Raw genomic sequence first — 14580 nt, 5'->3', positions numbered from 1 at the left:
GGACCGGGGCACAACCCGCCGCAGGCGCTACACCCGCACCCAGCGCCCCAACGCCAGCCCCGCCTCATCCTTCTGCCGCGTCACGCACAGCCCACCATCGGGGGCGAACGCGGCGAGAACGACCCGCCCCGCCGCATCGAGCGCCATCGCGGGCGCTCCGACGCACGCCTCCCCCGTCTCCGACCAGAAGGCGCCCGCCTTCTCGTCCCCCGTCGGGTACGCGGCGACGGCCGGCAGGCCGGATGCGGTGCGCTGGGCGAGGACCGTGCAGTCGTGGCCGTCGATGGTGGTGCGGAGGGCGGCGACGGGGCCGGTGCCCTCGTCGTCGGAGGGGCCGAGGGTGACGGGGGTGACGTCGTCCTCGGGATCGCCGAGGGCGCGGGTGTGGACGCGGAGGGCGGAGTCGGCGACGTCCCGCCAGAAGAGGCTGACGCGGCCCTCGCCGGCGGCGAGGCAGGCGGCGGAGCCGGCCAGCGGCTCGGCGGTGATGTTGCGCACCCGCTTCAGCGGCCCGCCGGGCTCCTCCTGCCGCCAGCTCTGGACGCTGCCGTCGCAGGGGGCGAGGAGTTCGGCGCGCCCGTCCTCGGTGACCGTCGTGGCGAGGGAGTCGAGGACGTTGCTGCCCTTCATGTCCGTCCAGGGGCCCCAGACGCCCTTGGCGTCCTGGCGCCGGCCGCAGACGCCGCCGCCCGCGTTCCGGAGGAAGACCTGCGGGCCGTTCTTGTCCACGACGGCGGCGGGGGCCCCGATGCGGGCGGCGCGCTCCTGGTCCTGCCCGTAGGGGGTGCCGATGGAGCGCCAGGGCGTCAGGGCCCGGCCCGGCTGGAACTGCGTGGCGTAGACGACGTCCGTCTCGGTGCGGCCGTCGTCCGTCTCCCGGGTGCGGACGCCGAACAGGTACACGTACCCTTGCGGGGTGCGGCAGAGCGAGAGGTGGGGCTCCAGGCCGGGGACGGTGATCCGCTCGGGGCCCGTCCAGTCGGGGCCGCCGGGAGCGGTCTCGGTCCAGCGCAGCAGGCCGTTGGCGGCGGGCGCGTAGGCCGTGAGCCGACCGTCCTGTCCCCGCAGCAGCCAGCCGGTCGTGGGGGTGGCCGTCCGTGCCATGACTCGCTGCCAGCCTCTCTCTGCCCCAATTCCGCTTCGCGCGGAGCCGTTTCACCGGCGATTTCCGACCCCCGACAATAACATTGCGCAGGTGAGCGCATTCCGGTTCGCTCCCGGCGTGCGAGCCTGGTGGGTATGAACGCCGGTAGGACAGCCGAAGCGGCCGGGCCCGGGCCCCTCCTCGTCGTCGATGCCGCCAACGTCGTGGGCAGCGTCCCCGACGGCTGGTGGCGGGACCGCCGCGGGGCCACGGAGCGGCTGCGCGACGCCCTGGTCGGGTACGCGTCCGACGGGCTGCCGGACGTCCTGCCGCCGCTGCCCGGGCCGCTGGACGTCGTCCTGGTGGTGGAGGGCGCGGCGCGCGGGACCGAGCCGGTGCCCGGGGTGCGGGTGGAGGCGGCGGACGGCAGCGGGGACGACCGGATCGTCGAGGTGGTGGCCGGGGAACGGGCCCGGGGGCGGCGGTGCGTGGTGGCGACCGCCGACCGGGAACTGCGGGAGCGGGTCGCGGCGCTGGGCGCGGAGACGGTGGGGCCGCGGACGGTACGCCCCTGACGTCGGCCCCGACGACGTGGCGGTATCACCGCCGCGCGTACAGCACCGCCCCCTCCACGCTCCCCACCCGCGCGTACCCGCCCCGCAGGAAGGCCCGCAGCGAGGGCACCCGGGCCACCGCGTACGGCCGGCCGCGGGAGTCGTCCACGACCAGGGCCGGCGGGCGCGCCCGGAGTTCGCGGCGGAGGACGGGCCAGCCGCCCGGTACGCCGTACGCCTCGCCGACGGCCGAGGCGTCCCGGCCGCCGCTGTAGTTGGTGAGCAGTCCGGCCGTCAGGAAGCGGCCGGCGGGCGGGCGGTGGGCGAACCAGTACTGCTCGGGGTGCATGCCCCAGATCAGCACCGGGTCGGCGGGGGCGGTCCGGGCCCGTACCGCGTCGGCGACCCGTAGCGAGTGCGGGAGTTCGGGCGGGGTGACGACGAGTCCGGCGGTCAGGAAGGCGGCACAGGACAGGGCGCTCAGTCCGGTGGCCACGCGCCGGGCCGCCTCGGGGAGGGTGTGCAGGGCCGCGGTGGCCAGCAGGGTGAGGGGCGGGATCAGCTGGAGGTAGTAGTGGCCGAAGAAGTGGAAGCCGGTGGTGACGGCCACCGCCGAGGCGATCAGCCACAGCCACAGTTCGGGCGGCGCGACCCGGCGGCGGGTCAGCAGGAGAAGGCAGACGGGGGCGAGCAGGCCCGCGCAACTGGTGGTCATCACACCGGCGTTGGTGAGCGCGCGGGCGGCCGAGGCGCCGACGGTGCCGTCCACCGAGGCGTACGTGCCGGAGCCGGTCACGCACCAGAACAGCAGCCGGGCCGGGCCGCACGCCCAGGCGACCGCGGCGACGGGCAGCGTGAGGCCGGCCGCGAGCGCGGCCGTGCCGCGGCGGCCCTGCCCCTTGAGCGCGCCGGGCCGGACGATCCAGAGCATGAGCAGGACGGGCGCCAGGACCGCTCCCCCGGTCTGCTTGGTGAGCAGGGCCGCGGCCGTGGCCAGGCCGGCCCGGCCCCAGCGGCCGCGGTCGGCGCACCACATGGCGGCGGCCGTCCACGGCACCGCGAACACCTCGAAGGTGGCGGCCTGCGCGTCCTCGGGCTCCAGGCCGATGGAGACCAGCAGGTAGAGCACCCCGGCCGTGCGCCCGGCGCGCTCGCCCCAGCGGCGGCGGGCGAGCGAGGCCAACAGCACGGCCGTCACCAGCTGGGCCGCCACGGCGAGCCCCTTGACGGGCAGCAGCGAGCCGTCGCCGAACGCGCGGAAGCACGCCTCGTACAGCCAGGGCAGCAGGGGCGGTTTGCGGTCGACGACGGTGCGGTAGAGGACGGCGCCCTGGGCGAGCATCCGGGCCTGCGTGGCGAGGAAGCCCTCGTCCGGGTTCCACAGCGGGCGGAGGAAGGACGGCAGCCGGGTGGTGAGGGCCAGGGCGGTCAGGACGGGCAGCAGTCCGCACCAGAAGGGCAGCCCGCGCCGGGGTCCCGCGGACGGCGGCTCCGCGCTCGCGCGGGGGCGCGGGACGGCCGCGGGGGCCGGGACGGCGACGTGCTGGACGGCGGGCATGCGGCCAACCTAGGGGTCGGTCCGATCCGGCGGCGGGTGACATACGGGGCCGCCGGGGAGGAATCGGGGACGGGGTGGGACGGGGACGGGTGCGGGGACGGCTGTGGATTCGGCGGGGCCCCCGTCACCGTCCTCCCGGCCCCGGTCGCGCCGCCTCCGCCGCCACCCTGCTGTGCCGCTTTCCGTACGCGAAGTAGACGACGACGCCCACAGCCATCCACACGGCGAACCGCAGCCACGTCTCCGCCGGCAGATTGAGCATCAGCCAGAACGAGGCCAGCACGGACAGCACCGGCACGACGGGCACGAACGGGGTGCGGAAGGCGCGCGGCAGGTCGGGGCGGGCCCGGCGCAGCAGGATGACGCCGAGGGCGACGACGACGAAGGCGAAGAGGGTTCCGATGTTGACCAGTTCGGCCAGCACGTCGATGGAGGTGAACCCGGCGACGACGGCCACGACGGCGCCGAGGAGAAGCGTGGAGCGGTAGGGCGTGCCGAAGCGGGGGTGCACGGTGGAGAAGACGCGCGGCAGCAGCCCGTCGCGGCTCATCGCGAAGAACACCCGGCTCTGGCCGAGCAGCAGGATCATGCACACGGCGGTGAGGCCCACGGCCGCGCCGAAGCTGATCAGCCCGGCCCAGAAGGGCTGTCCGGCGTCCTTGAAGGCGTCGGCGAGCGGTGCGTCGACGGAGAGCCGGCTGTACTTCTCCATGCCGGTGACGACGACGGACACGGCCACGTACAGCACCGTGCAGATGGCGAGCGAGCCGAGGATGCCGCGCGGCACGTCGCGCTGCGGGTTGCGGGTCTCCTCGGCGGCGGTGGCGACGATGTCGAAGCCGATGAAGGCGAAGAAGACCACGGCGGCGGCGGAGAAGATGCCCATGACGCCGAAGTGGGACGGCGTGAACCCGAAGAGGAGCTGGGAGAGGGGGGCGGCCAGGCCGCTGCCGCCCGCGGTGCCCTGGGAGGGCGGGATGAACGGGTCGTAGTTGGCGCCGCTGACGAAGAAGGAGCCGGCGATGATGACGATGAGGACCACCGTCACCTTCACGCCGACCACCACGGCGGTGACGCGTGACGACAGCTTCATCCCTCCGATCAGGACCGCGGTGAGCACCAGCACCAGCACGCAGGCGAGCAGGTCGAAGCCGAACGCGCCGTGGTGCGGCCCGGAGAGGGCGGCGGGGAAGTGCCAGCCGGCGGTGTCGAGCAGCGAGCGGATGTAGCCGGACCAGCCGACGGAGACGACGGCGCAGCCCAGTGCCAGTTCCAGGATCAGGTCCCAGCCGATGATCCAGGCGGGCAGTTCGCCGAGCGAGGCGTACGAGAAGGTGTACGCGGAGCCGGCCACCGGCACGGTGGACGCGAACTCGGCGTAGCACAGCGCAGCCAGCGCGCAGACGATGCCGGCGAGGACGAAGGACAGGGCCACGGACGGGCCGGCGCTCTCCTTGGCGACCTTGCCGGTGAGGACGAAGATGCCGGTGCCGATGACGACGCCCACGCCGAAGACGGTGAGGTCGAGGGCGGAGAGGGACTTCTTGAGGACGTGTTCGGGTTCCTCGGTGTCCCGGATGGACTGCTCCACCGTCTTGGTCCGGAACACCCCGCTCCTGCCGCGGTCGTTCCGGGTCGGTCGCTCCGTGGTCATCGGCCCACCTCCACCAGTCGCGGCTCGCGCCGCCCCGCGGGCGCGCCGCGTCGGCGCCGCCCCGCGTCGTCCCTGAACTGAGCGAGTGTCCGCGATGTTCGGGGCCCGGCCCGGGGGCCACAGCCTCCCTGCCCCGGATTCACCCGATGGAGGGCGGCCGGGGGTATGCGCGAGGGCCGGCCGGACCACCCGGGAGGATGGTCCGACCGGCCCTCGTCGGGGTCCGGTGGCCCGGTCAGTCGCGGACGGGCTCGCCCGGCTCGTCCGCGCCCGGGAGCACGGCGGCCTCGGCGGCCTCCGTGACGCCGACCGCGACGGACGTCCCGTCGAGCTTGGCGACGAGGCCGGTGACCTGGCGGGCGATGTCCGGGGCGGTCAGCCCGATCTCCGCCATGACCTCCTTGCGGGAGGCGTGGTCGAGGAAGCGCGGCGGAATGCCGAAGTCGCGCAGCGGCAAGTCCACGCCGGCGTCGCGGAGCGCCTGGGCGACGGCCGAACCGACGCCGCCCACCCGGCCGTTGTCCTCGACGGTGACGACGACGCGGTGCTCCCGCGCGAGGCCGGGCAGCGCCTCGTCGACCGGCTTGACCCAGCGCGGGTCGACGACGGTGGAGGAGATGCCCTGCTTGTCGAGGAGGTCGGCGATCTCCAGGCACATCGGGGCGAGCGCGCCGACGGAGACGATCAGGACGTCGGCCCGGTTCGTGCCGTCCGCGGGGCGGCGCAGCACGTCCATGCCGCCGGCCCGGCCGACGGCCTCGACGGCCGGTCCGACCGTGCCCTTGGAGTAGCGCACGACGGTGGGGGCGTCGTCGACCTCGACGGCCTCGCGGAGCTGGGCGCGGACCTGGTCGGCGTCGCGCGGGGCGGCGATCCGCAGGCCGGGGACGACCTGGAGGATCGACATGTCCCACATGCCGTTGTGCGAGGCGCCGTCGTCACCGGTGACGCCCGCGCGGTCGAGGACGAAGGTGACGCCGCACCGGTGCAGGGCCACGTCCATGAGGACCTGGTCGAAGGCGCGGTTGAGGAAGGTGGCGTAGACCGCGAAGACCGGGTGCAGACCGCCGGTGGCCAGGCCGGCCGCGGAGGTGGCGGCGTGCTGCTCGGCGATGCCGACGTCGTAGACGCGGTCGGGGAACTCCTTGGCGAACTTGCCGAGGCCGACCGGCTGCATCATCGCGGCGGTGATCGCCACGATGTCCTCGCGCTCACGGCCGAGCGCCACCATCTCGTCGCCGAAGACGGACGTCCAGCTCGCGCCGGAGGCGGCGACGGGCAGGCCGGTGTCGGGGTGGATGACGCCGATGCCGTGGAACCGGTCCGCCTCGTGCTGCTCGGCGGGCTGGTAGCCGCGGCCCTTCTCGGTGAGGCAGTGGACGATCACCGGACCGCCGAAGCGCTTGGCGCGCTGGAGCGCGGACTCCAGGGCCTCGATGTCGTGGCCGTCGATGGGGCCGACGTACTTCAGGCCGAGGTCCTCGAACATGCCCTGGGGGGCGATGAAGTCCTTGAGGCCCTTCTTGGCGCCGTGCAGCGTCTCGTAGAGCGGCTTGCCGACGACCGGGGTGCGCTCCAGCAGGTCCTTGCCGCGGGCCAGGAAGCGCTCGTAGCCGTCGGTGGTGCGCAGGGTGGCCAGGTGGTTGGCGAGGCCGCCGATGGTGGGCGCGTAGGAGCGCTCGTTGTCGTTGACGACGATGACGAGCGGGCGGTCCTTGGCGACGGCGATGTTGTTCAGCGCCTCCCAGGCCATGCCGCCGGTGAGGGCGCCGTCGCCGATGACGGCGACGACGTGCCGGTCGTCGTGGCCGAGGACCTGGTTGGCCTTGGCGAGGCCGTCGGCCCAGCCGAGGACGGTGGAGGCGTGGCTGTTCTCGATGACGTCGTGCTCCGACTCGGCCCGCGAGGGGTAGCCGGAGAGGCCGTCCTTCGCCCGCAGCCGGGAGAAGTCCTGGCGGCCGGTGAGCAGCTTGTGCACGTACGACTGGTGCCCGGTGTCGAAGAGGACCTTGTCCTTGGGCGATTCGAAGACGCGGTGCAGGGCGATGGTGAGCTCGACCACACCGAGGTTGGGGCCGAGGTGGCCGCCGGTCTTGGAGACGGCGTCGACGAGGAAGGTGCGGATCTCCGCGGCCAGCCGGTCGAGCTGCTCGGGGCTCAGCCGGTCAAGATCGCGCGGTTCCCTGATGCGGGTCAGCAGGGCCACCCGTGCCTCCTTAAGCTGTCGAGCTTTGCCGGTCGGTCGAGTCTAATCTTCCGCTTGGCGTGGCGGTGAACGGGTGAGGGGTTGTATGTCACCCGGACGGCCCGCGACCGGCGGGGCCGGACCGGGGGTGTCTGGTGCAAGCATGCCCGGACGGGCTGCTTTCAGCCCGTCCGGGGTTTGAGGACAACCGCGCGGAGCGCGGTTTCGGGGTCTGGGGCAGCGCCCCAGGAATCGGTGAAAGGGCGGGCCAGGGGCACAGCCCGCCGCAGGCGCTACACCCGCCCCGCCGTCCGCTGCGTCCGCCGCGACACCGAGTCGATCACGACCGCGGCCAGCAGCACCGCACCCGTGATCATGTACTGCACGGCGGAGGCAATGCCCAGCAGCGCCATCCCGGAAGCAATCGACTGGATCACCAACACACCCAGCAGCGCGGACCACGTCTTCCCCCGCCCACCGAACAGGCTCGTCCCACCGATGACCGCCGCCGCGATCGCGTTCATCAGCAGGCTGCCCGCCCCCGACGACTGGTTCGCCGCGTTGATCTGCGAGGCCAGGAACATCCCGCCCAGCGCCGCCATCGTCCCGGAGAGGGCGAAGACGGAGATCCGGACGGCGCCCACGTCGATGCCGGCCCGGCGGGCCGCCTCGACGCCGCCGCCGACGGCGAAGACCTTGCGGCCGTAGCGCGTGCGGCGCAGCACCAGGTCGAGGGCGACGACGATGCCCAGGAAGATCACCACGGCCAGCGGGAGGCCCTTGTACTGGTTGAACACCCAGGCCACCGCGTAGGCGGGCACCGCCAGGGCGCCCGTGCGCAGCACGATCTCGGGCAGCGGGCGGCTGGGCACCTGGGCGGCGGCCCGCCGGCGGGCGTCCCGCCAGGCGACGAGGAAGTAGGCCAGGACGGTGGCGGTGGCCAGTCCGTAGGCGGCCGAGATGTCCTCGAAGTAGTGGTTGGTGAGCTTGGCGACCAGCCCGGAGTCGTCGAGGTTGATCGTCCCGTTGGCGCCCAGGACCTCCAGCATCAGGCCGTTCCAGCCCAGCAGGCCGGCCAGGGTGACGACGAACGCGGGGACGCCGATCCGGGCGAAGAAGAAGCCGTGGAGCACCCCGGCGACCGTGCCGGTGAGGATCGCCAGGATCAGGGCGAGCCATTCGGGCATGCCGTGGTTGACGTTGAGGACCGCGAAGACGGCCGCCGCCAGTCCGCTGACCGAGCCGACGGAGAGGTCGATCTCGCCGAGGATGAGGACGAAGACGATGCCGACGGCGATCAGGCCGGTGCCGGCGGCGGTGATGAAGAGGTTGGACAGGTTCTCGGCGCCGAGGAAGGCCGAGTCCTGGAGCTGGAACACCAGGCAGATGACGATGAGGCCGACGACGACGGGCAGCGAGCCCAGTTCGCCGCTGCGCAGCTTGCGGACGAATTCGGACCAGTAGCCGGCGAAGCCCTCCTCGCGGACCAGCAGCCGGGGGTCGACGGGGGTGACGGCGGCGGGCGCGACGGGCTGGGGGCCGTCGGGGCTCTTGGAGAGGTCGGTGGTCATGCCCGGTCCTCCGTGATGCGGGCCTTCCGGCGGGTGACAGCGTTGTCAGTGGCGCCGGTGATGGCCGAGACGATCTCTTCCTGGGAGGTGCCGCGCACGGCGAAGACCCCGTTGTTCCGGCCGAGGCGCAGCACCGCGACACGGTCGGCGACGGCCTGGACGTCGGCCATGTTGTGGCTGATCAGGATCACGCCGAGGCCCCGTTCGCGGAGCCGTTCCACCAGGTCGAGGACCTGCGCGGTCTGTTCCACGCCGAGCGCGGCGGTGGGCTCGTCGAGGATGACGACCTTGGGCTCGCCCAGCAGCGAGCGGGCGATGGCGACGGTCTGCCGCTGGCCACCGGAGAGGGCGGCGACGGGGATCCGGACGCTGGGGATGCGGATGGACAGGGCGGCGAGCAGCTCGCGGGCCCGGCGCTCCATCCCGACCTCGTCCAGCACTCCGGCGCGGGAGATCTCGCGGCCGAGGAAGAGGTTGCCGACGACGTCGAGGTTGTCGCAGAGGGCGAGGTCCTGGTAGACGGTGGCGATGCCGAGCTCCTGGGCGGTGTGCGGCCGGTCGATGGTGACGGGCCGCCCCTCCCACTCGATGACGCCGTCGTCGGCGGGCGCGACGCCCGCGATGGTCTTGACGAGGGTGGACTTGCCGGCGCCGTTGTCGCCCACCAGGGCGACCACCTCACCGGGACGGATCTCCAGCTCCACGTCGGTCAGCGCCTGGACGGCACCGAACCGCTTGGAGATCCCGCGCAACGCCAGTACGGGCGCAGCGGACATGTGGATCAGCTCCTCGGGCGCGCGCCCTACTTGAGGCCGGCGGTGTCGCAGGCGGACTTGTACTTGTCGGTGCAGATCTCGCGGAGGGTGAAGAAGCCCTCCTTGCCGACGTACTTGGGGATGTCGGACTTGGTGAGGGCGAAGGGGTCGACGATGATCGCGGGGATCTTCTTCTCGCTGCCGCTGTCGACGGTGGTCTTAGCGGTGCCGTCGAGCTTCTTGCCCTGCGCGAGCGCGACGGCCATGGTGGCCGCGGCCTCCGTCTCGGGTACGTACGGCTTGTAGACGCTCATGAACTGCTCGCCGGCGAGGATCCGCTGGACGGCGGAGAGTTCGGCGTCCTGGCCGGTGACCGGGGGGAGTCTGTCGAAGCCGGCGCTCTTGAGCGCGGTGATGATGCCGCCCGCCATGCCGTCGTTGGCCGAGTAGACGCCGACGATGTTCTCCTTGCCGAGCGAGGAGATCGCGCCCTTCATGTTCTCGTTGGCGTTCTCCGGCTTCCACTCCTTGGTGTCGTACTCCTTGCCGATCTTCACCTTTCCGTCGAGCACGGAATGGGCGCCGTCCTTGTACATCTTGGCGTTGGGGTCGGTGACCGATCCGTTCATCATGACGATCTGCCCTTTGCCGGCGCTGTCGCCGAGTTCCTTGAGCAGCGACTCGCCCTGGATCTTCCCGACCCGTTCGTTGTCGACGGAGGTGTAGGCGTCGACCGGGCCCTCGGCGAGCCGGTCGTAGGCGACGACGGGGATTCCCTTGTCGTGGGCCTTCTTCACCGAGCTCGCTATCGACTTGGCGTCCACGGCGTCGACGATCAGCGCGTCGACCCGCTTGGTGATCATGGTGTCGACCTGCTGCTGCTGGACGGAGGCGTCCTGCTTCGCGTTCTCGTAGAGGACGGTGGCGCTGGTGCCCGCCAATTCCTTGATCTTCTTTTCGAGCAGCGGCTTGTCGAAACGCTCGTACCGCGCGGTCTGGTTCTCCGGAAGGAGCAGCCCGATGGTGAGCGACCCCTTCTTCTCCTTCTTGTCCCCGTTGTCACCGGCCTGTTTGGCCTTGCCGCAGGCGGCGAGGGTGACGGCCGTCGACAGAGCGACGACGGCCACCGCGGCGCGACGCAGTTGCGTGTTCACGTACGGATACCTCCCTGACATGGCCGCGCCGTTGCGGCCGAGGTGACCGGAAGTCAACTCGGACCGCAAAGAGGCGTCAAGAAGTCAATCCTTAACGAGATGGCAACGATGCCATGCGTTATGTGCGTGAACTCAAGGGGCGTGTTGTGGAAAGCACCCGGACAGCGATCAGAGGTGACCGGGCGCGTCCGCCGCCGGCGATCCGTCCAGCAGCGAGGAGTCGCCCATCTCGCTGAGTACGAGGGCGAGCGCGCCGAGCACCTCGGCCCGGCCGCCGAGCGCGCCCGGCACGACCTCCAACTGCCGTGCGGCGCTGGGGATCGCGTACCGGCCGACCGATTCCCGGATCGGCGCGAGGACGAGTTCCCCGGCCTCCGCGAGGTCGCCGCCGAGCACCACCCGGCTGGGATTGAGCAGGTTGCACAGGCTCGCCACGCCGCTGCCGATGTGCCGGCCGACGTCCGCGATCACCCGGCGGCAGCCGGCGTCGCCGTCGCGGGCGAGCCGGACCATGCGCGGCGCGGTGAGGTCCGGGCCGTGGGCGGAGTGCAGCAGCGGCAGGACGTAGCGGTGGGCGGTGAAGGTCTCCAGGCAGCCGCGGTTGCCACAGCGGCAGACGGGCCCGGACTCGTCCAGCGTGATGTGGCCGATCTCGCCCGCGGTGCCGCCGGGGCCCCGGTAGATCTGTCCGTTGATCACCAGACCGGCGCCGACGCCGCTGGCGACCTTGATGTACGCGAGGTCGGCGGCCCCGCGGCCGGCGCCCCAGACCAGTTCGCCGAGCGCGCCGAGGTTGGCGTCGTTGTCGACGTGGACGGGGACGTCGAGCCGGGTGGCGAGCTCGTCGCGGGGGTTGGTGCCGGCCCAGCCGGGCAGGATCGCCGTCGAGCCGAGGACGCCGGACTCGTCGATCGGCCCGGGGACGCCCAGGCCCACCCCGACGATCTTCCCGGGCTCGATGCCGGTGGCCGCGATCAGCGTCTTGACCAGGTGCTCCGCCCGTTCCAGGCCCTGGGTGGCGGAGGCGTCCACGTCCAGCGGCTCGGCCTCCTCGGCGAGCACCCGGTGGGCCAGGTTGCCGATGGCGACGCGCAGGTGGGTGTGGCCGAAGTCGACGCCGACGACGATCCCGGCGTCGCCCGAGAGCGAGACGCTGCGGGCCCGCCGGCCGCCGGAGGAGGTGGGGGTCACCTCGACGGTGCCGTTGTCCTTGAGCTCACGGACGATGTTGGAGACGGTGGCCGCCGACAGTCCCGTGGTCCGGGCGATCTCCGCCTGGGTGAGCGCCCCCGACCTGCGCACCGCGCGGACGACCCGCTCCAGGTTGGCCCGGTGCAGCGACGACTGCGACCCCGGAGTCTCCACGCCCATCCACTCCCGCCTCGTCGGCACGGCACGACCGCCGCCCCGGCCACCGGGCTGCGACAGTGGAGCCCGGTATCCGTACAACATATGAACTCTAAGCTCAGCCGCACACCCGGGAACGCGTCAAGGCTCCGAACACCGCGACGGCGTCGGGCGGGGCCCTCCCATGGTACGGATCACCGCTCGGAGGCGGTCGGGGCGGACGGGCGGGGCTCTCCGGCGGCGCCCGGGCGCGGCTCAGTCCCGCTCGCGCCGCATCCGGTGGGAGAGGCGGTCCGCCGCGAAGGCGATCGGCCCGGCGAGGAACATGAAGAGCCAGCTTCCGGTGGCGTAGCTGACGCCCGCGGCGGCGACGGCGCCGACGGGGACGCCGAGGAAGGCGCCGGTGAAGCGGCCGGGGCGGTCGGCGGCCTCCGGGGCCGCGGTCCGGGCGGGGGCCGGGGCCGCCGGGGAGCCGGGCCGGGCGAGGGCGGTGCCCGGGGCGGCGCCGGCGAGGGCCGGGCGGGGCTCGGGGAGGTCCTCGAAGAGGGCCAGGACGTCCGCCCGCGTGCGGGCCTCGTTGAGGGCCTCCACCCGCTCCCCGTACTCGTCGATGGTCAGCCGACCCTGGCGGCTGTGCGTCGTCAGGGCTTCGATGGCTTCGTCGCGTTCGTCGTCGCCGATACGGAGCTTGGTGCTGTCGAGCTGGGTCACGCGCATGATCGTATCGTCGGCCGGGGCGGCGGGAGCCGGGCCCGCGACCCCCGCGCCTATTTGAGCGCGCCGGCCGTCAGCCCGGACTGCACCTGGCGCTGGAAGACGATGTACGCGGCCAGGACGGGCAGCATCGCGATCACCAGGCCCGCGAAGAGACCCGACCAGTCGCCCTTGTACCGCTGGCTGGCCGCCAGCGCGACCAGGCCCTGGGGCAGCAGCTTCTTGTCGTCGTCGCCGACGTTGAGCACCGCCGGCAGCAGGTACTGGTTCCACTGGCCGAGGAAGTTGAAGATGCCCACGCTGATCAGGCCGGGCTTGGCCATCGGCAGCATCACCTGGAAGAAGGTCCGGGTGTGCGACGCGCCGTCGAGCATCGCCGCCTCCGCGACCGAAGAAGGCAGCGTCCGGAAGAAACCGGTCAGGAAGAAGACGGTGAAGGGCAGCGAATAGGCGATGTAGACGAGGATCAGGCCGTGATACGTGTTGAGCAGCGCCATGTTCTTCATCACGAAGAACAGCGGCACCAGGGCGAGGATCACCGGGAAGCTCATCCCGCCCACGAACAGGTAGTAGACGAAGCGGTTGCCGGGGAAGTCGAAGCGGGCCAGCACATAGGCGGCCATCGCACCCAGCAGCATGGTGCCGAACAGCGAACCGGCCACCACCACGATCGAGTTGAGGAAGTACTCGCTCATGTGCGCCTGGGACCAGGCGCGGCTCCACGCCCCGAAGTCCGGGCTCTTCGGCAGCGACCAGGGCGAGGAGAAGATCTCCTTGTCGGTCTTGAAGGCGCTCATCACCGCCCAGAGCAGCGGCAGGGTGACCATCAGGCCCCAGATGACGAGGACGCCGTGCGAGAAGACGTTCAGGACGCCGCCCTCGCGCTCGCCGCCCGCGCCCCGCGTCCGTTTCTCCGGCGGGGCGGCCGGCGCGGGGGCGTCCGGACGGTCCGACGGCTCGGCTTGCACGGTCACGGTGCCACCCCCGGGTGGTTGTGCGGACGGACGGCCGGCGTCACCGGCGGACGGACGGGGCCGGGCGCGCGCATCAGTACTCCAGCCGTTCGCGCCGTCCGAGCTTCATCACGATGCCCGCGAACAGCATGGTGACGATGAGCAGCGCCACGCCCAGGGCCGTCGCGTAGCCGGCCTGCCCGTCGGTGAACGCCTTGGTGTAGAGGTAGTAGGTGAGCAGTTCGGTGGAGTAGTCCGGGCCCGGCCCGTCCATCATGATCTGGACGACCGCGAAGCCGTCCAGGGCCATGATCCCCATGTAGACCCAGCCGGTCTGGACGGTGTCCCAGAGCAGCGGCAGGGTGATCCGGAAGAAGGTCTGGACCCGGTTGGCGCCGTCCAGCAGCGCGGCCTCGTAGAAGTCCTTGGGGATGGCGCTCATCGCGGCGGAGAACAGCACCACGTAGAAGCCGACGTTGCTCCAGACCATCACCGCCGTCACGCACCACAGCGCCAGGTCCGGGTCGCCCAGCCAGTCCGGGTGGAGGGAGCCCAGGCCGATCTCGTCCAGGAAGGAGTTGATCGCCCCGCTGTTGGGGTTGTAGGCGAACTTGAACAGCAGGGCGACGATGGCGATGGACAGCACCTGCGGGAAGAAGTAGACGATCTTGTAGAAGCCGGAGCCGCGGACGCCGGCCACCGCCGCGTTCCTCCGGCGGCGGCCCCCGACGTTGAGCATGAAGGCGAAGAACAGGCCGAGTCCCAGCGTCACCAAGGGCAGCAGGAGCAGCAGCAGGAGGTTGTGCCCCAGCGCCTTCCAGAACAGCTCGTCGTCCCAGAGGCGTTGGTAGTTCTTCAGTCCCGTCATCCTGAACTTCGAACTCAAGCCCGTCCAGTTGGTGAAGGAGTAGTAGATGGCCTGGACGAACGGCGAGACGACGAAGACCCCGTAGATCGCCAGGGGGACCAGCAGGAACCCGGCGATGAAACGGTACTTACCGTGCTGCATGACCTCGGACCCCGATCTTCCGTGACGGGTGCCGCCTTGGCG

At 72.1% G+C, this 14580-nt stretch carries 12 protein-coding genes; 1 reads left to right on the top strand and 11 read right to left on the bottom strand.

The window, feature by feature from the left end; translation table 11 throughout:
- Positions 1 to 27 precede the first annotated feature (27 nt).
- The gene (locus ACQEVS_RS26200) at positions 28 to 1104 is read right to left on the bottom strand and encodes a hypothetical protein (protein WP_433024135.1); all 1077 of its coding nucleotides are present in this window, start codon (positions 1102 to 1104) and stop codon (positions 28 to 30) included.
- A gap of 135 nt (positions 1105 to 1239) precedes the next feature.
- On the opposite strand from ACQEVS_RS26200, the gene ACQEVS_RS26195 reads away from it, so the two are divergent.
- Positions 1240 to 1659 carry an NTP pyrophosphohydrolase gene (locus tag ACQEVS_RS26195; protein ID WP_433024133.1) on the top strand — a complete coding sequence of 140 codons (420 nt, stop codon included), beginning with the start codon at positions 1240 to 1242 and terminating at the stop codon, positions 1657 to 1659.
- A 25-nt stretch (positions 1660 to 1684) separates the two neighbouring features.
- Here the strand turns inward: ACQEVS_RS26195 and ACQEVS_RS26190 are convergent, their stop codons facing one another.
- The 10 genes from ACQEVS_RS26190 to ACQEVS_RS26145 all read right to left on the bottom strand — a co-directional run bounded on the left by ACQEVS_RS26190 (position 1685) and on the right by ACQEVS_RS26145 (position 14538).
- Complete coding sequence (locus ACQEVS_RS26190) at positions 1685 to 3196, bottom strand: ArnT family glycosyltransferase (RefSeq protein WP_433024131.1); 1512 nt, start codon at positions 3194 to 3196, stop codon at positions 1685 to 1687.
- Between the two features lie 124 nt (positions 3197 to 3320).
- Positions 3321 to 4850, bottom strand: coding sequence for an amino acid permease (locus ACQEVS_RS26185; RefSeq protein WP_433024128.1), 1530 nt, complete (start codon positions 4848 to 4850; stop codon positions 3321 to 3323).
- A 235-nt stretch (positions 4851 to 5085) separates the two neighbouring features.
- The gene (gene dxs / locus ACQEVS_RS26180) at positions 5086 to 7056 is read right to left on the bottom strand and encodes a 1-deoxy-D-xylulose-5-phosphate synthase (RefSeq protein WP_433024126.1); all 1971 of its coding nucleotides are present in this window, start codon (positions 7054 to 7056) and stop codon (positions 5086 to 5088) included.
- Between the two features lie 272 nt (positions 7057 to 7328).
- Positions 7329 to 8606, bottom strand: coding sequence for a sugar ABC transporter permease (locus ACQEVS_RS26175; RefSeq protein ID WP_433024124.1), 1278 nt, complete (start codon positions 8604 to 8606; stop codon positions 7329 to 7331).
- On the bottom strand, positions 8603 to 9382 hold the full coding sequence (locus tag ACQEVS_RS26170) for an ATP-binding cassette domain-containing protein (protein ID WP_433024122.1): 780 nt from the start codon (positions 9380 to 9382) through the stop codon (positions 8603 to 8605). Before ACQEVS_RS26170 ends, ACQEVS_RS26175 begins: the two co-directional genes overlap by 4 nt.
- Positions 9383 to 9408: 26 nt before the next feature.
- Complete coding sequence (locus ACQEVS_RS26165) at positions 9409 to 10515, bottom strand: substrate-binding domain-containing protein (RefSeq protein WP_433024120.1); 1107 nt, start codon at positions 10513 to 10515, stop codon at positions 9409 to 9411.
- A gap of 168 nt (positions 10516 to 10683) precedes the next feature.
- A complete protein-coding gene (locus tag ACQEVS_RS26160; RefSeq protein ID WP_433024118.1) occupies positions 10684 to 11886 on the bottom strand; it encodes an ROK family transcriptional regulator in 1203 nt (400 codons plus the stop codon).
- Between the two features lie 231 nt (positions 11887 to 12117).
- Positions 12118 to 12573, bottom strand: coding sequence for a DUF1707 SHOCT-like domain-containing protein (locus ACQEVS_RS26155; protein WP_433024116.1), 456 nt, complete (start codon positions 12571 to 12573; stop codon positions 12118 to 12120).
- A 56-nt stretch (positions 12574 to 12629) separates the two neighbouring features.
- On the bottom strand, positions 12630 to 13550 hold the full coding sequence (locus ACQEVS_RS26150) for a carbohydrate ABC transporter permease (RefSeq protein ID WP_433024114.1): 921 nt from the start codon (positions 13548 to 13550) through the stop codon (positions 12630 to 12632).
- Positions 13551 to 13623: 73 nt separating this feature from the next.
- Positions 13624 to 14538, bottom strand: coding sequence for a carbohydrate ABC transporter permease (locus tag ACQEVS_RS26145; RefSeq protein WP_433024112.1), 915 nt, complete (start codon positions 14536 to 14538; stop codon positions 13624 to 13626).
- Positions 14539 to 14580 lie beyond the last annotated feature (42 nt).

This window comes from Streptomyces sp. CA-181903, assembly GCF_050937075.1.
In the GTDB taxonomy this organism is placed as follows: Bacteria; Actinomycetota; Actinomycetes; order Streptomycetales; family Streptomycetaceae; genus Streptomyces.
The sequence above is the reverse complement of the archived record's forward strand: the minus strand, read 5'-3'. Positions and strand labels throughout refer to the sequence as shown.